Genomic DNA, 17,710 nt, shown 5'->3' with positions numbered 1-17,710 from the left:
ATCAGCCCAACCACGGCCGATAGGCTGTTCGCGTACCGCGGGTGAGCGACGGAGGAGGGGCCCGGTGGGCGTGGAGGAGCCGTTGTCGCGGATGCCTCAGATGCGGCTCGATGAGCTGCTGGAGGAACTCCAGGCGCGCATCAACGCGGCTCGCGGCACCCGGGACCGGGTGCACAGCCTTCTGGAAGTCGTCGTCTCGGTCGGCCGGGAGCTGGACCTCCCGCAGGTGCTGCGCCGGATCGTGGAAGCCGCCGCGCTGCTGGTCGACGCGCAGTACGGGGCGCTGGGCGTGATCGGCCCGGACGGCCGGACGCTGTCGCAGTTCCTCACGGTGGGGATGACGGAGGAGGAGATCGCCAGGATCGGGCCGCTGCCGGCCGGACACGGCCTTCTCGGGGAACTCATCCGCAACCCCGAGCCGCTGCGGCTCACCGAACTCGGCGCACATGAGGCGTCGTACGGCTTCCCCGCGCACCATCCGCCGATGCGAACGTTCCTCGGCGTGCCCATCCGCGTACGCGACGAGGTCTTCGGCAACCTGTACCTCACCGACAAACGAGGGGGCCTGGACTTCGACGCCGAGGACGAGTCGGTGATCTCCACCCTGTCCGTCGCCGCCGGTGTGGCCATCGACAACGCCCGGCTCTACGAGGCCTCGCAGCGCCAGCAGCGGTGGCTCCAGGCGAACACGGAGATCACCACCAGCCTGTTCTCCGGCAGCCCCCGGCTGGAGGTACTGGAGCTGATCGCCCGTCGCGCCCAGGAGATCACCGAAGCGGGGCTGGTGGACGTGTCCGTGCCCGTGGCCGGGACCGACGAGCTCGTTGTCGAGCTGGCCATCGGCGCGGACGACGACACCCGTCGCGGCCTGGTGGTACCGGTCGAGGGCACCTTGTCCGGCGCCGCCTACAAGGCCCGGGTACCGGTGACCACGGCCGGCCTTGCCGACGACGGCCGCTATACCGCGGGCCCCAGGCGCTTCGACGGTCTGGGCCCCGCGGTCGCCGTGCCCCTGGGCACCGGCGCCAAGGACCCCCGAGGCGTGCTGCTGCTGGCTCGCCACCAGGGAGAGCCGGTCTTCACCGACGGGGAACTACAGCCGCTGCTGGCCTTTGCCGGACAGGCCGCGCTCGCTCTGGAACTGGCCGAACGCCGCAGCGACGCCGAGCAGTTGGCGTTGCTGGAGGACCGTGACCGGATCGCTCGTGATCTGCACGACCTGGCCATCCAACGGCTGTTCGCGACCGGTATGACCCTCCAGAGCGCCGCACGGCTCGTCCGGCACGACGGGGCCGCCGAACGCGTCGCGCGTGCCGTCGGCGACCTCGACGAAACCATCAAGATCATCCGCTCCACGATCTTCGGACTCCGGGCCCGCGACGACGAAACCGGCCCCAGTCTGCGCGCACGCGTGGCCCGCGCAGTGGGCGAGACGGCGACGACACTCGGCTTCCCACCGCGCCTGAGCATGGAAGGCCTGCTCGACACGGACGTACCGCCGCAGGTCGCCGACCACGTCATGGCGGCCCTCACCGAAATGCTGAGCAACGCCGCCCGCCACGCGCACGCGACGCGGGTCGAGGTCTCCCTCCAGGCCACCACCGATGACGTCATCCTGACCGTGACGGACAACGGTAGGGGCCTCCCCGTCGGAGGCAGGCGCAGCGGCCTGCGCAACCTCGAGGAGCGGGCGCGGAACGTGGGCGGCGACCTGGAGACCGGCCGCCCTGCCGAGGGCGGCAGCCGGCTGGTATGGCGGGCGCCGCTCGCTTCCGGCTCTGCCGCAGGACCACAGCCTTTCACCGCGGGCGGGCGAACGGCGGGGTCCGCGGCGGCTGGACAGTGAGGGTCGCGGCGACTACACGGTGAGCTGCGAGCCCGTCACAAGGTCCGGCCGGATGCGCAGCGCGGCGTTCATGGCGGGGTGTGCCACCCACGGCCGTAGACGGCCACCGAAACGTGCGAGCTCGCCGTCGTCGGTGACCCGGCGGGCATAGCCGGTCACGACGACGCTCCAGCCGAAATGGGTCTCAGGGTCGATGACGTCCGCCTCGTAGGCCACCACCACGCCGGTGAGGTTGGTGGGAGCCACGATGGAGGCGAGGGTCGCGCCGTCGTGCAACGGGACGATGATGTCCTCGTCGTCCATGAGGTGATTGACCGGGCGGACGGCCGGCAGGGCTTGATGGGTGAAGACGATGCGGCCCAGCGAAACGGTGCCGAGCAGTCGCAGAGCCTCGGCGCGGTCAATTCGAGCCATCCGCCGCGGCGCCACCGCCTCACGGTGGCCATCCACCGGTCGATGCATGGCTCCGTCCCTCATCATGCCCCTCTTCTGCTGCGGCCTCGTCCTCGGGCACATGTGATGCCTCCACCAGCCAGAGTCCACCGGCGCCCACGGCCGCGACAGGGCCGAACGTCCTTTCCCGTGGCCCGGATTCCCCCACCCTCTCCGGTCGCCCACCGGCTCTTCAGGGGCGGTCAGGCGAAGGAGCACGGCAGGGTGCGGTCCACACCCAGAGTGCGGATCACCAGGGCGGGAAGCCTCGGGATCCGGCACAGGCTCAACCGCACACCGGCCGCCACACAGCGCTGATGCGTCCGTACGAAGAGCGCCGCGCCGGCGCTGTCGCAGAAGGTGAGGTTCGCCAGGTCGAGCGCCAGATCGTGCCATGGGTCGCGGGTCAGGTGGGTCAATGCCGGCTCAATGTGATCCACGGTGGCTATATCGAGCTCTCCGGCCAGGGCGATGGCGAGCGTGCTGTCGTCCAGCGGTGTCGTCGTGAGGCCGATGTGCGGCGTCGTCATGGCAGCCTTTCTCCGTCCAGGCAGTGACCGGGGCGCTGTTCACCCCCGCCGCGCCGGCACTTGGCAGTCCATCAGGAACGCACCCGGCGGCAACAGGACCAGCGGGTCCCGTAAACAGGGCCGAAGGTCCCTCGTCATGAGAAATGACGGTGTATCAGGGCCATCCGGCCCTGGCCGTCGGTCCTGTTCGGACGACAGGATGCGTGTGGTCCGCCTTCGGCGGAGGAACCCGGCGAACACGGAGTGTGCGATGACGGACAGCAGCGGCGGCACGGCCGAGAAGGAGCCGGTGCGGGTCTTCCTCCTCGACGACCACGAGGTGGTGCGCCGTGGTGTGCTCGATCTGCTGGAGGCGGAACCCGATCTGACCGTGGTCGGCGAGGCGGGCACGGTCGAGCAGGCGCTGGTACGGGTACCCGCGCTGCGCCCGCAGGTTGCCGTCCTGGACGTGCGGCTGCCGGACGGGGACGGCGTGAGCGTCTGCCGGGAACTCCGCTCACGCATGCCTGACCTCGCCTGTCTGATGCTGACGTCGTTCGACGACGAAGAGGCGCTGCTCGACGCGATCATGGCCGGCGCGTCCGGCTACGTCCTCAAGCAGATCACCGGCACCGATCTGGTCAAGGCCGTACGCACGGTGGCCTCCGGCCAGTCCATGCTTGACCCCGGGGCCACGGCGCGCGTGATGGCCCGGCTGCGCGGCGGCGCCCCACAGGAGGAGGAGCCGCAGAGCCTGCACGGGTTGACGGAGCGGGAGCGGGAAATCCTGGCGTTGGTGGGGGAGGGGCTGACCAACCGGGAGATCGGCAAGAAGCTCTACCTCGCCGAGAAGACCGTCAAGAACAACATCTCGCGGCTGCTGGCCAAGCTGGGCGTGGAACGCCGGGTCCAGGCCGCGGTCATAGCGACCCAGACATTGGGTGCACCGGAGGACCGGAACTGAGGAAATGCGCCGCCCTGTCCCCCCGGGAGGGGGACAGCGGGTGGTTGGTTCCCGGCAGGGGCCCGCAGGCTTCGAGCCGTGTGAACAGTTCAAGGGTCTGGCTGCCCGTCCGCCGGACGGAGAGGATGGTGGTCCAGCAGACAGTTGTGCTGAGCCCTCTCCCTCCCTCGGAGGCGGAATTGCTGTGGCGATCGATGCGTCCGTGGGTGGTGCTGATCGGTGCGTCCGCAGGGGGCACCGCGGCGGCAGTGATGGGTGCCGCCTGGTTACCGTCCTGGGGGGCGGCGATGCTGGCGGCGTCCGGTGCGGCGCTGGCGGGGGTGTTCACTGCCGATGCCCAGCGGGCGCTCGCGGAGCGGCGGCTCGCCGGGCGGCGTATTGGTGGCGTGGGGTCTGCCCCTACGGTGCGGGCGGAGCGGTGCCTCGTCAGTGAACTGAACGACCCGATCGCGCTCGGTATCCACCCGGCGGCCCCGCACGGGGAGCCCTCCCGGAACGACAGACTGCCGGAGTTCGTGCGGCGCGACTGTTTCCCTGCCTTGGTCGACAGGCTGCGCATCGGTGGACTGGTGCTGATTGTCGGCGAGTCGACCGCTGGAAAGTCCCGGCTGGCCTATGAGGCGATGCGGGCCGCACTGCCCGATCACCAGGCGTTCATCGTGAAGCCGGACCACGACCTCGGAGCTGTGGCGGCCGAGGCCGCGCACGTGCGCCAGTGTGTGCTGTGGTTCGACGAGTTCGACCAGTTCCTCGGTGTCGGCGGTCTGACGACCGACCTGGTGAGGACCCTGCTCGACGGTGCGAACCGGCATGTTGTCCTGCTCGCTTCCATGCGCAGCAAGGAGTACGACCGCTACGGCGCCCGGCAGCGCGAGGTCACCGATGCGGCGACCTGGCGCTCCGGTCGCGAGGTACTCCGCATGGCCGCCGACCCCCTTCGGCTGGAGCGCTTGTGGACCCAGGCCGAGGTGGCGCGCGCCAGGTCGGCGGCGGCCGACCCACGCGTGGCCCAAGCGGCTCGCGGCACCGGCAACCGTTTCGGTGTGGCCGAGTTGCTGGCCGCGGGGCCGGAGTTGGTGAACGACTGGCTGCATGCATGGCAGCCGGGAATGCACCCGCGCGGTGCCGCCCTGGTCTCGGCGGCGATCGACTGCCGGCGCATGGGACTGCACCGTCCGGTCAGCAGGGAGCTGCTGGTGGAACTGCACGGGCACTACCTCACCGAACGAGGGGGTCCGACCCTGCGGCCGGAGCCGGTCGAGGAGGCGTTCAGCTGGGCGACGTCCGCGGTGCAGGGTGCCAGCAGTCTGCTCGTCCCGCACACCGGCGGCTATCTCGCCTTCGACTACCTGATCGATCTGCCGGAGCTGGCGTCCGTCCCCGAATCGAGCTGGCAGACCCTGTTGGAGCGGACGTCACCGGAGGACAGCGTGGACATCGGCTGGGCGGCCGTCGACCTGATGCGACCGCTCGTCGCCCTCAGAGCCTTCGACGCGGGCCGCCGGCACGGCCTTGCCGATGCGGACTACGCCCATGCCATCGCGCTCGGCAATGCCGGACGCCCGGCGGAGGCCGTGGAACGTCTGAGGGCTCTCCTCGAGGAGCGCCGTACGGCGTGCGGAGATGACCACCCCCTCACCCTGAACACCTGGCACGACATCGCCCGCTATCTGGCGGAGGCCGGCCATCCCCGCCAGGCGATCGATGTGCTGAGCCGCGTGGTCGGCGACCGGACGCGGCTGCTGGGCCCCCGACATGAGCAGACACTCGCTGCCCGGAGTGCCCGGGCCCGGTTCACCAGCGACGCCGGGGACCATGAGGGCGCGGTCCGCCAGTTTCACGAGGTACTGCCCGACATGGCGGAAGTGCTCGGCCCGCAGCACCTGGAGGTGTGGCTCACCCGGCAGGATCTCGCCCGGGCCCTGGGCCGCGCGGGACGTCCCGAGGAAGCGCTGACGCTGACCCGCCGCGTATACGCCGTGCTCGTCGAGGCGTTGGGCGCTGAGCACCCCTGGGCACTGAGCAGTCGTTACGAGGAGGCCGTGCTCACAGGTCAGTCCGGACGGCCCGCGGAGGCGGTCGAGCTGCTGCGTGCCGTCATGGTGGACCAGCAACGCGTCCTCGGCCTGCACTCCCGCACCCTGAGCACCCGTCACCAACTGGGGAGGTTCCTCGCGGCGGACGGACATCTCGAGGAGGGGCTCCGCCAGCTGGACGAGGTGATCGAGGACCAGAACAGGTTCCATGGCCCCGACCACCCCCGGACCCTGGCCTCCCGCCGCGAGCGTGCCACCCTCCGGGAGGCACTCGCGCAGCGGACCAACGGGCCGTGAAGAGCGGTGAGGTCAGCCGTATCAGGGGGCGGTGACGGCAGCCCGTCGGTCGCGGCGCTGCTTGAGGTGGCCTGCGCCCGCCAGCGCCGCCACCACGACGGCCGTGCCGGCGAGCTGCTGACGGCCGTCCGCGTTGGCCGCCATGACGGCGAAGACGCCGAGGATGGCGGCGAACGCCAGCCAGGTCAGGTAGGGGAAGGCCCACATCCGCACCGAGAGCAGCTCGGGCGCCTCGCGCTCCAGACGGCGGCGCATCTTCAGCTGGGTGAGGCAGACGATGGACCAGACGACCAGCACCGAGCAGCCCGCGATGTTCAGCAGCCAGGCGAACACCGTGGTCGGCCAGACGATCCCGGCGATCACGGCCGCGAAGCCGAACCCGCAGGACGCCACCACGGCCGCCGCCGGCACACCCCGGGTGACCTTGCCCAGGAAGCGCGGGCCCTGGCCCCGGTTGACGAGGGAGTACGCCATGCGCGACGAGCCGTAGATGTTGGCGTTCATCGCGGAGAGCAGCGCCACCAGCACCACGATCTGCATGATCGTGCCGGCTGCCGGGATGCCGAGGCTGTCGAGCACGGTGACGTACGGGCCGTCCTTGGCGACCTTCGGGTCGTTCCACGGCACCAGGGTGACGACCACGGCCATGGAGCCGATGTAGAAGACGGCGATGCGCCAGACGGCGGTGCGGACGGCACGGGCCACGTTCCGGCTCGGCTGATCGGACTCCGCGGCCGCGATGGTGACGGTCTCCAGCCCCGCGAACCCGGAGATGGTGGTCAGCAGTCCGGCGGCCAGTCCGGCGGCGCCGGTCGGGAAGAAGCCGCCGTGGCCGGTGAGATGGCTGGTGCCGGGTGCGGTGCCGAACACCCCGAGAATGCCGAGCACGCCCAGCACCAGGAAGGCGACGATCATGGTGACCTTGATGGCGGAGAACCAGAACTCGAACTCGCCGAAGTTCTTGACCGCGGTCAGATTGCTGCCGCAGAAGAACACCATGAAGATCGCCACCCAGCCATAGGCGGGGATGAACGACACCCAGGTGTGCATGATGGCGCCCGCCGCGGTGGCCTCGGCGGCCACGCCCGCGCAGAGCATCAGCCAGTACATCCAGCCCGAGGTGGTCCCGGCCCAGGAGCCGACTTCCTCCTCGGCATGCACCGAGAACGAGCCGGTGGAGGGCCGGGCCGCGGACATCTCGCCGAGCATCCGCATGATCAGCATGACCAGCGCGCCAGTACCCGCGAAGAGAAGGACGATGGCGGGCCCGGCCGCGGCGATGCCGACCCCGGAGCCCACGAAGAGCCCCGCGCCGATGACCCCGCCGAGCGCGATCATCGACAGATGGCGCTGCTTGAGGCCGTGCGACAACACGGACTCGCCGTCCTGCACGGCCTGGGAGGAGTCCTGGGGGGACGGGGTGCTTGTCCGACTCATGGTCGTGCCTGTTCATTGCTTGAGACGTTCGGTGAGCCAGACGAGTGTGCGGGGAGGCGTACGCGTATGACGTGAACGCCCGCTATGCGGACGTTTTCTTTACGCTTGGTGAAGGGGTTGACACGTAGTGAAGGTGCCGTTTCCTGTGGGCGGTTCCATGGGGGCCCGCCCCGTGTGAGCTGCTTCATGTGGTCCGTTTCATAACCCGTCCATGACGGGCTCCAAGGCACCCCCAGGCGGTCTGGACACGGAGGCTAGGCTGCGAGGAAAACGCCGAAGGGGGAGCGGGCCGATGATGAGGCGTCAGCAGGGGTGGGGGCGTTGTGTGGCGGTGGCTGCCGTGCTCGCGCTGGCCGGATGCACACCCGGCGGCACGTCCGAGGGCCCGCAGGACGGTAAGGGCACCGCGCCAGGGGCGAGCGCCTCTCCGTCGCAGACGGACGACGGCAGGGGAAGTTCGGACGGTGCACTGCCCGGCGTGCCCACGGTGAAGAAGGCGCGCGCCGAGCTCGCCGGACTGAAAGTGGCCGCACACGGCCCGATGACCGGCTACAGCCGGGCCGCCTTCCCACACTGGGCGGAGCAGGGCGAGCACTGCGACACCCGCGAGATCGTGCTTGAACGGGCCGGCACCGGGGTCAAGCGCGACAAGGAATGCCGTGCGGTGTCCGGCAGATGGGTCAGCGTGTACGACGACAAGAGGCTCGGCGCCGCGTCCGCGCTCGACATCGACCACGTCGTGCCGCTCGCCAACGCCTGGCGCTCCGGGGCACGGTCCTGGGACACGGACAAGCGGAAGGCGTTCGCCAACGACCTGAAGCACCCGCAGCTGATCGCCGTCTCGGCCTCCGCCAACCGCTCCAAGGGGGACCAGGGGCCGGACGAGTGGCAGCCGCCGTCCAAGGCCTACTGGTGTACGTACGGGCGGGCCTGGACCTCCGTCAAGGCGACTTACGGCCTGTCGGTCACCAAAGCCGAAAAGGGCATGCTCACCACCATGCTGGGCACCTGCACGTCATGAACGGCAACGCCGGCCCGCCCGCGCCCCAGCGGCTGGAGGACGAGGTGACGGCCGGGCCCGGCGGTGCGATGACCGATGAGGTCGGCATCATCACCGGTGACCTCACTCTCGCCACCCGTCTCCTGCCCGACGGACGCGCCCGGATCGCGGTCCAGTACACCGGCGCCGACGAGTGGTACACCCTGGCCGGCAGCCCCACCGCGCTGCCACGCGGTGGACTGGCCGCCCTGCACGCGGCCGCACTCCGGCGCATCCAGCAGGGCGGCGGCGCCGAAGCCCCCACCGACCTCGGCGGATGCGCCCCATGACGGCGGCGGGCACCTTTGTGCACCCCTGTCGGGGTCTTCCGTTCCCTCAGATCGGTTCGTCCATCGACAGGCGCCGCACACCGGGCAGATGCTCGTCGAGTTCGCCGGGCTCGAACCGGCACATGCCCACCACATGCCAGAATTCGCCCGCGATGTCCCCGTCGAACTTGTAGCCGCCCGAGGGGGACAGCGCGGCCCAGCCTCCCGGTACGCCGATCAGGGTGGCTCGCGGGGTCGGTTCGCCGTCGGCGGGTACGTTCCAGAGCCGGACCGTGCCGTCCTCGCCGCCGCTTGCCAGCAGCGAACCGTCGGGGCTGAAGGCCACGGTGAGGACGCGGCTGGTATGGCCCGTCAGCCGGGCCGTCTCACGGCCGTCCAGCGGGTTCCAGAGGCGTACGGTCCGGTCGTCGCCCGCCGTGGCGAGCAGCGGACGGCTCGGGTGGGCGGCCGCGGTCCACAGGCGGCCGACGTGCCCCTGAAGCCGGTGCTGGAGCTCGCCGTCGCGCCAGATGATCGCCTCGCCGTCCCACGACGCGCTCGCCAGCCAGGCGTCGCCGGGCCCGTAGGCCACCGCGTACACCCGTGCGGTGTGGCCCTCGAGTTCGGCGATGAGGCGGCTCTCCGCGAGGTCCCACAACCGTACGAACCGGTCGTCGCAGCCGGTGGCCAGGCCCGATCCGTCCGCGCTGAACGCGATCGACCGCACCCGGCCGCGGTGGTCGGCGAGGGTGGTCAGATGGGCTCCCGTACTGCGGTACCACAGCCGTACGGTGTCGTCGTCGTTCGCGGTGGCGAGGATCTCGCCGTCGCTGCTGAACGCCTCGGCCCACACATGGTCGGTCTCGGCGTCGATCTCCCGCTGGTACTCACCGGTGCCGGTGTTCCACAGATAGATGTCGCCGTCGCTGCTGGCGGTGGCCAGCTGTTGGCTCCGGGGGATGAACAGCGCCGAGACCAGACGGTCGTGGTCACCGGCGAACTCCCTTATCCGCCGGCCGGTCGCGGGCTCCCACAGCCGGGCCACACCGTCGTTGCCGCACGCCGCCAAGTACGTCCCGTCGGGGCTGAACGCCAGGCTGGCGATGCGCCGCCCATGGCCGCGGAGAATCCGCCTGCCCTGGCCGGTGGAGGTGTCCCACAGCCGCACCAGGCCCTCATTGCCGACGGTCACCAGCATCGGGTCGGTGTCCCGGGCGCCGATACGGCTCCGGGGGCGGAACCGGCAGGCCCAGACCGCCCCTTGGTGGTCCGCCGGCTGCTGCCGCAGCGGGGCCACCGTCCAGCCCGCGGCCCCCTGCGTAACCCGCCACAGCCGGACCGATCCATCGCTGCTGCCCGCGGCGAGCATGGTCCCCTCGGGGTCGAACACCACCTGGTAGACGGCGCCGCCGCGGTCGGACGGCGTTCCGGCGGGGGCCCCGGTCACCGGGTCCCACAGCCGTACCTGTCCGTTGGTGTCGCCGCTGGCGAGCAGCCTGCCGCCAGGGTGGAAGTCGAGGGTGTAGACGCGCCCCGTATGGCCGGTGAGTTCGTGCCGCAGCCGCAGCTCGGCCACGTCCCAGAGGCGGACCGTGCCACGCTCGTCCTCACCCATGTCGCCGGTGGCGAGGAGGGTGCCGTCCGGACTGAACCGCGCACGGTACGCCGGACCCCGGTGGTCTTCGAGTTCGCCGAGCAGCCGGCCGGAGCCGGTGTCCCACAGACGTACGGCGCCGGCCGCGTCGCCCGTGACGAGGGTGCGGCCGTCGGGGCTGAACACCGCGGTGTAGACGGGCGCGGTGTGGCCGTACAGCCGGTGCAACGGCGTCCCGGTGGCCACCTCCCACAGGATGACCGTGCCCTCCGCGTCGCCGGTCGCGAGCTGCGCCCCGGCCACGTCCAGGGACACCGGCCACACGCCGTCCGGGTGCACCTCCAACTGGTGGAGACAGGCGCCCGCGACCGGGTCCCACAGCCGGACGGTGCCGTCCGCCCCGCCGGTGGCGAGTACCCGGTCGCGGAACTTCACCGCGTAGACCCGGCCCGTGTGCCCCTGGAGCGTGCGCACCGCCGTACCGGTGGCGGCGTCGCACACCAGCACCCCGCCGTCCTCGCTTCCCACGGCGAGGAGTTCGCCGTCGGGACTGTAGGAGACCGGCTCGGGAAGCCTGCTGGTACGCATGTTGAAGCCGTACGGAACGCCGACCGCGGACGGCCGGAAGCCCGCCTCGACGGGCATGCCGGGCGCGACCGCCGCGGCCCGCAGCTCCGGCGTGCCGAGCGTGGCGTCGTCGGCGACCGCGTTGATGAGGGCGGCGCGGTGCCAGTGGCTGCCGGCCACCTGGGCACCGCGCAGGTCGGCGCGAATCAGCCGGGCCATCCGCAGATCGGCGCCGCGCAGGTCCGCCCCGGTGAAGTTCGCCTCGTCGAGACGGGCCCCGGCGAGGCAGGTGTCGCGCAGCACGGCCCCGGAGAAGTCCGCCCCGACCAGGCCGGCGTCGGTGAGGTCGGCACGGGTGAGGTCGACGCCGGAGAAGTCGCGGTAGGAGAGGTCCTCCCCGGCCAGGACGGCGCCCCGCAGATCCGTGTGGGCCGGTACCCGGAGCCGGCTGAGGACCTTGACCGCGTTCGCCCGGGCGACCTCGTCGCCGTCCCGGGAGCCGCCCGGCTCGCTGCCCGCCCCGTCGGCACCGTCGGCCAGCACGCGTTCGGCCCACTGCTGGCAGGTGCGGTGGTCGGCGAGGTCGCACAGGAACTCCACCGCCAGCTGGCTCAGCGGGCGGCGGGCCAGCAGACCGCCGTCCTCCGGGCCCGCGTTCCCCAGGTGTGCGGCGGCCTCACGTGCCACCAGCCACTCGACCACGGAGCCGTGGATGAACTGGAACAGGCCGTCGTCGGTACGCAGCAGCAGACTGCCCGACCCGACGGCGTGCGCGGCCTGCGGCACGGACAGCCTGCTGTCGGCGAGGCCGGTCAGCACCTCGCCCACGTCGTTGAGTTCGTCCAGGCGCAGAGCGCTCCGGCCGCTCTCCCAGAGGCGCAGCGCAAGGGTCGTCACGCCCCGCCAGAGCTGGTGCTCGCTCAGCCCGGGAGGGCTGCCGGGACTGCCCTGGCCACGGCGTTCCTCGTACTGAAGCCAGGAGGTGAACACCTCCTCGTACAGCCCGGCGGGGCTCAGGGCCCGTCCTGCGCCCGCGACGGCGCGCAGCCGCTCGTGGTCGAGGTCGGCGACAAAGCTGAGCAGGCGGGGATTGCGGCACATCGCGAACAGGTCGGGGATGCCTTCGAGCAGCCGGACCCGGCGTTCGGCGGCGTGCTCGTCCCCGTAGCGGTTCACCAGATAGGTGCGGATCTGCTGCGGTGAGAACTCCTGGAGGGCCAGGACCCGGCGCTGCGGCAGCAGCCCCACGCGTTCCCCGAGCGCGGTCAGCACCTGGGCCTGCGACCGGAAGTGCTGGGTGCGGCTGCTGACCACGATCTTGGCGTTGTCCACCGCGGCGTCGAGCAGCATCTGAAGATGGTCGGCGGCGCGCTCGTAGCTGACCTGGTTGACCAGTTCGTCGAATCCGTCGAAGAGCAGCACGATGCGGCCCTGCCGGAGCATGTACCGGAAGGCCCGCAGATCGATGGTGTCGACACCGTGGCTCGCCAGATGGGCCGCCACCAGGCCGTCGATGGTGTGGGACTTGTCGAGGGTGCTCAGCTCGATCAGCAGCGGTACGGCCTGGGGGAGTTCCTCGGGCAGGCGACGGGCCAGCTCGCGCAGGGCGAAGGTCTTGCCGTGGCCGAAGTCGCCGAGGAGCAGCACGAACCGGCCGTGGTCGGCGTCGAGCAGCCGCAGCATGTCCTCGACGAGCCCGTCCCGTTCCGCTCCGCCGGGCCGTTCGATCTCGCGGTAGCGCTGCGGCAGATAGAGGCTCGGGTGGTACTGGAGGTCGGTGCTGAGCCGTTCGGTCTGGCGGGTCACATAGCCGCGCAGATCCAGCAGCCCCTGGAACTCGGTGAAGCTGCGCACCCGGACACCGCGGCGGCGGGCCCGTTCCCGGAGCTCCGGCGACGGGGGCGGGCCGTCGTGGACCAGCTCGGCGTCGGGAACCGCCTCGGAGGCGTGGAGGTGGTCGAGGAAGCGGTCGACGAACTCCGTCTGCGGGGTGCCGGCACAGACCGCCACTCGCTGCTGCCGGACGAACCCGGATTCCGTCCAGGTGACGAGCAGTTGCGGCACCTCGCCGGGCACCCGCCGGAGCTGGGCCCCCTCGTGGCGGGTGCGGCAGACCTCGCTGACACGGGCGATGAGGGTGTCGAGCGGGTCCTCGACGGTACGGCAGACCTCCGGCGCCGGCGCAGCGGGGCCGGCGTCGGCCGGGAACGCCGCGTCCGTGGCGTCCGGAGCCTCGCCACCGGCGGCGTCCGAAGGCTCCTGACTGCCGAAGACGCCCCGGCTGCCCCGCCATTCGGCCGTGAAGCGCCGCGGTTCCCGGTCGGAGCGCTCCGGCCAGCGGGTGACGCCCTCGCCGGTGATCCGGAGCAGCTGGTGCCGGGCCGGGGCAGCGGCGCCGAAGACCGGCAGCTCGCCGGAGGCGAGGGGGAGTGCGGTGGCGGTGGGCGCGGCCGAGGCGTCCCGCGGGCTTCCGGCGGGCCCGTGCAGCATGAGGTGCAGCCGGGGCCCGGTGAGGCGGGCGAGGACATCGCTGTCGCGTACCGGCGCGGCGCCGGAGGGACTGTCATGACCGGCGCTGCGACGCAGGCTCCGGTCCGGATCCGGTGCCGCGCCCTGGTCGTCGGACGCGAGCGGCCGGTCCGCCCCGACCGGGTGCCGCAGGGCGCCGATCCGCAGCCACCCCTCCTGCTCGTACGGGCGCAGGGCCTGCGCGAACCAGGCGGCCTGCTCGGGGCCGAGGAGGCCGTACTGGTCGTCCGGCCGGTGGCTGTACGCCATCGAGGAGTTGAGCCCGGCGATGACGGTCCGCAGGTCGGGGACGGGGAACAGGCTCCAGGGCTGATCGCTGTCGAAGACCACGTCGAGCCCTTGGTAGAGCTCCTGGAACAGCCGGTGGTAGTGCCGCCACTTGGGCCAGTACGGCGGCCTCGGCTGCATCTCGTCGGCTTCGCAGGTGCTGAAGTAGGCGCGGCAGGCGGCCTGGCTGACGTCCTGCCCGCCGGGTACGACGGCAAGCCGGTCGGGGTCGAGGCCGAGGCGTGACCGCAGTCCGGTCAGGAAACTGAGTGCCTGTTCGCACTCCCGTGGACTTCCGGACGCCGTGAGGTCGCCGGTGACGACGAGGAGATCGGGCTCGGGCGCCCCCGCATCGGCGAGTTCGACGAGGTCGCCCCAGATCGCGGCCTGGAGCGCGGCCGGTTCGGCGCCGCGGCCGAAGCAGGGCCCGGCGAGGTGCAGCACCGAGATGGCTTCCCTGGACCGGTTCGACTCCGCGGCCTGCGGGTAGCGGGGCGGTACCGCAGGCCGACGGCGTCCCGCCCAGCCGGGCTGGCCGAGCGGCCGGTTGGACGACGGGCGGGGGACGCTCGGTACGGCGGTGGGGGCGCCCGCGGGTCCGCCGGGGAAGCCGGGGCGCGCGGCGGGCCGGGCCCTGCCCTCCAGCGCCTGGCTCACCCGGGTGAGCAGCAGGTCGCGGGCGGCGGCGGTGTCACTGACCCCCACCAGATCGACGTACGTGATGGTGGCGAGCAGGCCCTCGACCGGAATGTCCTCGGTACGGACGGTGATCAGCCTGCGCTCCGGGGCGTCGGGGTCGGCGCGTAACGCCGCCTGCCACTCCATCCGCCCGTAGCGCGAACGCTCGTAGTTCCGGGAGAGGACGGCGATGACGGCGGCGGACTCGCTGACACCGCGGTCCATGAAGTCGACGAAATTCGTGCCGGCCACGAAGTCCCAGGCTTGCAGGACGGTCCGGTATCCGGCCTCCTCAAGTGTCCAGGCGATCCAGGACGCCCAGCGTTCGTCGGCGGGTGAGTAGCTGATGAAGAAGTCCAACGGCGGCGTTTCCCCCGTAAGTTCCTGACGCACGACCATGACGCCATCCTAGGGAGCAGATCGTTGGTGGACACAGCCTTCGAACAAATGGTGTGCCATGCTTTGCGGGTGCGTGCCGCCATACAACGCCTGCATGTGCTGGACTGGCTGGCCGGGGGGATGCTCGCCTGCGGCCTGCTGTGTCTTGCCACCGGACTCCTTCCGGCCGAACCCGCCGGGGACGCCATGCTCCGCATCGCCCCGCTGCTCGCCTTCCTCGGTACGGTGATCGTCCTCGCCGAACTCACCAGCGCGGCAGAGGTGTTCGACGTGGTCGCCTCCGGTGTGGCGCGCGCCGGGCGGGGCAGTTACGCCGCACTGTTCGTACTGTGTGTGGCCTTCGCCTCGCTCACCACGATCACGCTCAACCTCGACACGACCGCGGTGCTGCTCACCCCCGTCATGCTGGCACTCGCCTCGCGGGTGGGGATCGCGCCCGTGCCGCTGGCCATGACGACGGTGTGGCTGGCCAATACGGCGAGTCTGCTGCTGCCGGTGTCGAACCTGACGAACCTGCTCGCGGCGGACCGCGTCGCGCTCTCCCCCACGGGGCTGGCGGCGAAGATGTGGGCTCCTCAGCTGGCGGCCATCGTGGTCAGCATGGGCTGTCTGTGGCTGTTCTTCTGGCGCAGCGGCAGGCGCGGCGCGGAGAGCTACCCGCCGCCCGCGGTGCACCGGCCCGTGGACCGTACGCTGTTCCGGGTCTGCGGGCTCGCCTGCGTCGGCTTTCTGCTGGCCATTCTGCTTGCCGACATCCCTCTGTGGACGGCGTCGGCGGCGGCCGCCGGGGTGGCCGTGGCGGCGTTCGCGGTACGCCGGAGGGCTGCGCTCCGGCTTTCGCTCGTACCGTGGCGGCTGCTGGTCCTGGTACCGGGGCTGTTCCTGGTGGTGGAGACGGTCAATGTGAACGGCCTCCACGAGATGCTGGCCTCCGCCATCGGCCCGGACGGCGGGCTGCTCGGCATGCTCCGTGCCGCGGCCGTCGGCGGGGGGCTGTCCAACGTGCTCAACAACCTGCCCGTCTATCTGGCCGGGGAGTCCGCCGTGCCCGTGGGCAATCATGACCAGCTGCTGGCGCTGCTCATCGGGACCAACGTCGGCCCGGTGGTGACACCTTGGGCCTCACTGGCGACGCTGCTGTGGTTCGAGCGCTGCCATGCCCAGGGCGTCAGGGTGTCGCTGAAGAGCTTCATGGGCACCGGAGCGCTGCTCGCCGTCGGGGCCCTGCCGGCCGCCACCGTGGCGCTCGCGGTGGCCGGATAGCCAGACCCCTTACGAGGCGGAACTCCGTGCCCCGTAAGGGGTCTTCCCGGTCAGGCCGCTCAGCGGACGCCGGCCGCTGCGCTCCGCGCGACCAGTTCCAGCAGATACGGCATGTCGTCAGGCCGCCCGGCGACGAAGCTGCGGTCGGCGTCAGGCCCGGTGGCGTTCCCGCGGAAGAGACTGCCGTCCAGGGCCCGGATCTCCACGCCCGCCTCCGTGGCCAGCAGGGCGCCCGCGGGCAGGTCGATGGCCTCCGCGCGGTAGCCGACGAAGCCGTCGATCACACCACGGGCGAGCATGGACCAGGTCAGCAGCGGCGCCCACAGCTGAAGCAGCCGCCGCGAGCGGAGCTCCAGCACCTCCTTCAGGGCGCCCGCCGTCGGATCGTCGCGGGCGACCGTGTGCCCCTGGGTCCAGGCGAGCAGCGGCCGCCCGGGCGCGCGCGTACGCCCGGGGCAGGTCATCCTGCCCTGCGGTCCGTACGCGCCACGGCCGGCGAGCGCGGTCCACGTCCGGTCGGACACCGGGTCGTGGACGACGCCGACGGCGGCCGCGTCGCCGACACACAGGGCGATGCCGACGACGTAGGCGGGGAGGCCGATGACGACGTTGTTGCTGCCGTCGAGCGGGTCGACCAGCCAGGTACGGGTGCCATGGCCGTCACCCCGGTCGCCTTCCAGCGCCCCGGCCTCCTCGGCGAGGATCCGGTCGTGCGGATAGCGCTCCCGGATCCGGCTGACGATCAGGTCCTCCGCCATCACATCGAGCTCGGTGACCACGTCTCCGTCGTCGCCCTTCGCCCGGACCCCGTAGTCGTCCTGGAAACGGGAGCGCAGCAGGGCGCCCGCTTCCTGCGCGGCGGAGACGGCCAGCGCCCGTTCGGCCGCGAACTGCTCCGACGGATCGTCAGGGGCGGGGGTCATGGATCCTCCTGAGGACGGTCCGAGCTGTCCGGGCGGTCTGTTCGGCGTCGCATGTCCGTCGTACCACTTGATGGCCGGTGCCGTGCAGCGGTCCGAGGGAAAGGTCGGTGTGCCCGGGCAGCGAACGGCCGAGCACCAGCGTGGCGGCGGAGCGCCCCTGGGGGACGACGGTGGTGTGGAACTCTCCCGCCGGCAGGGTGTAGACCGTGCCGCGGAGGCTGGTCTGTTCGGGACCCGGCTCGCAGCTCACCAGGCGAGAAGTCGGCTGAATCTCGTCCACGCCGGAGGGGCGGCTGAGGACCTCAAAGACCCGGTGGGTGGGTTCCGCGGGCCGGTCGACGACCCGTACGCGCAGATTGCCCACCGCCCCGTACAGCACACAGCTGGTCAGTTCCCAACTGTGCGAGTGCACCGCCGAGGTGGTCAGCTGCGCCGCCTCCTCGTCCGCTCCGTCGCCGAAGGCATGCACGCAGACACCGCGGTCGCCGACCCGCTCCACCGGGAAGCAGAGGAAGCCCAGCGGATGCCGGACGGCCCGCAGCCCGCGGCGGCCGGCGGCGATCTCCTCAAGGACCGAGGCGGCCGTCTCGAAGATCTCCGCGGGCGCGCCCCGCTGGTTCATCACCTGTTCGAGCAGTCGGTGATCCATCGGACTGTGCAC

12 protein-coding genes are annotated in these 17,710 nt (G+C 71.5%); 6 read left to right on the top strand and 6 right to left on the bottom strand.

What is annotated here, in order from left to right; all coding sequences use genetic code 11:
- Nucleotides 1-91 precede the first annotated feature (91 nt).
- A complete protein-coding gene (locus ACZ55A_RS06630) occupies nucleotides 92-1,846 on the top strand; it encodes a sensor histidine kinase (protein ID WP_468835278.1) in 1,755 nt (584 codons plus the stop codon).
- Nucleotides 1,847-1,858: 12 nt separating this feature from the next.
- Here the strand turns inward: ACZ55A_RS06630 and ACZ55A_RS06625 are convergent, their stop codons facing one another.
- The gene (locus ACZ55A_RS06625; RefSeq protein ID WP_468835275.1) at nucleotides 1,859-2,260 is read right to left on the bottom strand and encodes a pyridoxamine 5'-phosphate oxidase family protein; all 402 of its coding nucleotides are present in this window, start codon (nucleotides 2,258-2,260) and stop codon (nucleotides 1,859-1,861) included.
- A 221-nt stretch (nucleotides 2,261-2,481) separates the two neighbouring features.
- A complete protein-coding gene (locus ACZ55A_RS06620; protein ID WP_468835272.1) occupies nucleotides 2,482-2,808 on the bottom strand; it encodes an STAS domain-containing protein in 327 nt (108 codons plus the stop codon).
- 250 nt (nucleotides 2,809-3,058) lie between these two features.
- Here ACZ55A_RS06620 and ACZ55A_RS06615 point away from each other — a divergent pair, with 250 nt between their 5' ends.
- Both ACZ55A_RS06615 and ACZ55A_RS06610 read left to right on the top strand, forming a co-directional pair.
- Nucleotides 3,059-3,751 carry a response regulator gene (locus ACZ55A_RS06615; RefSeq protein WP_468835269.1) on the top strand — a complete coding sequence of 231 codons (693 nt, stop codon included), beginning with the start codon at nucleotides 3,059-3,061 and terminating at the stop codon, nucleotides 3,749-3,751.
- Between the two features lie 194 nt (nucleotides 3,752-3,945).
- Entirely contained in the window at nucleotides 3,946-6,084 is a 2,139-nt protein-coding gene (locus tag ACZ55A_RS06610; protein WP_468835266.1) for a tetratricopeptide repeat protein, read from the top strand.
- A 21-nt stretch (nucleotides 6,085-6,105) separates the two neighbouring features.
- On the opposite strand, the gene ACZ55A_RS06605 is transcribed toward ACZ55A_RS06610, so the two are convergent.
- On the bottom strand, nucleotides 6,106-7,521 hold the full coding sequence (locus tag ACZ55A_RS06605; protein ID WP_468835263.1) for an amino acid permease: 1,416 nt from the start codon (nucleotides 7,519-7,521) through the stop codon (nucleotides 6,106-6,108).
- Between the two features lie 292 nt (nucleotides 7,522-7,813).
- Here ACZ55A_RS06605 and ACZ55A_RS06600 point away from each other — a divergent pair, with 292 nt between their 5' ends.
- Both ACZ55A_RS06600 and ACZ55A_RS06595 read left to right on the top strand, forming a co-directional pair.
- Nucleotides 7,814-8,542 carry an HNH endonuclease family protein gene (locus tag ACZ55A_RS06600; RefSeq protein WP_468835260.1) on the top strand — a complete coding sequence of 243 codons (729 nt, stop codon included), beginning with the start codon at nucleotides 7,814-7,816 and terminating at the stop codon, nucleotides 8,540-8,542.
- Nucleotides 8,539-8,850: a hypothetical protein gene (locus ACZ55A_RS06595; RefSeq protein ID WP_468835257.1), complete on the top strand. Its 312-nt coding sequence runs from the start codon at nucleotides 8,539-8,541 to the stop codon at nucleotides 8,848-8,850. The genes ACZ55A_RS06600 and ACZ55A_RS06595 overlap by 4 nt, the downstream gene beginning before the upstream one ends.
- A gap of 46 nt (nucleotides 8,851-8,896) precedes the next feature.
- Here ACZ55A_RS06595 and ACZ55A_RS06590 read toward each other — a convergent pair whose 3' ends face one another.
- Nucleotides 8,897-14,863, bottom strand: coding sequence for a TIR domain-containing protein (locus ACZ55A_RS06590; RefSeq protein ID WP_468835254.1), 5,967 nt, complete (start codon nucleotides 14,861-14,863; stop codon nucleotides 8,897-8,899).
- A 120-nt stretch (nucleotides 14,864-14,983) separates the two neighbouring features.
- On the opposite strand from ACZ55A_RS06590, the gene ACZ55A_RS06585 reads away from it, so the two are divergent.
- Nucleotides 14,984-16,126, top strand: a complete 1,143-nt coding sequence (locus ACZ55A_RS06585; protein WP_468836581.1) for an ArsB/NhaD family transporter — start codon at nucleotides 14,984-14,986, stop codon at nucleotides 16,124-16,126.
- Nucleotides 16,127-16,185: 59 nt separating this feature from the next.
- On the opposite strand, the gene ACZ55A_RS06580 is transcribed toward ACZ55A_RS06585, so the two are convergent.
- Nucleotides 16,186-17,049, bottom strand: a complete 864-nt coding sequence (locus ACZ55A_RS06580; protein WP_468835252.1) for an inositol monophosphatase family protein — start codon at nucleotides 17,047-17,049, stop codon at nucleotides 16,186-16,188.
- Entirely contained in the window at nucleotides 17,033-17,698 is a 666-nt protein-coding gene (locus tag ACZ55A_RS06575; RefSeq protein ID WP_468835249.1) for a hypothetical protein, read from the bottom strand. Before ACZ55A_RS06575 ends, ACZ55A_RS06580 begins: the two co-directional genes overlap by 17 nt.
- Nucleotides 17,699-17,710: the final 12 nt, after the last annotated feature.

This window comes from Streptomyces sp. NPDC034111, assembly GCF_055575375.1.
Note: the sequence above shows the minus strand (reverse complement) of the source record. Positions and strands in the feature narration are given on the sequence as shown.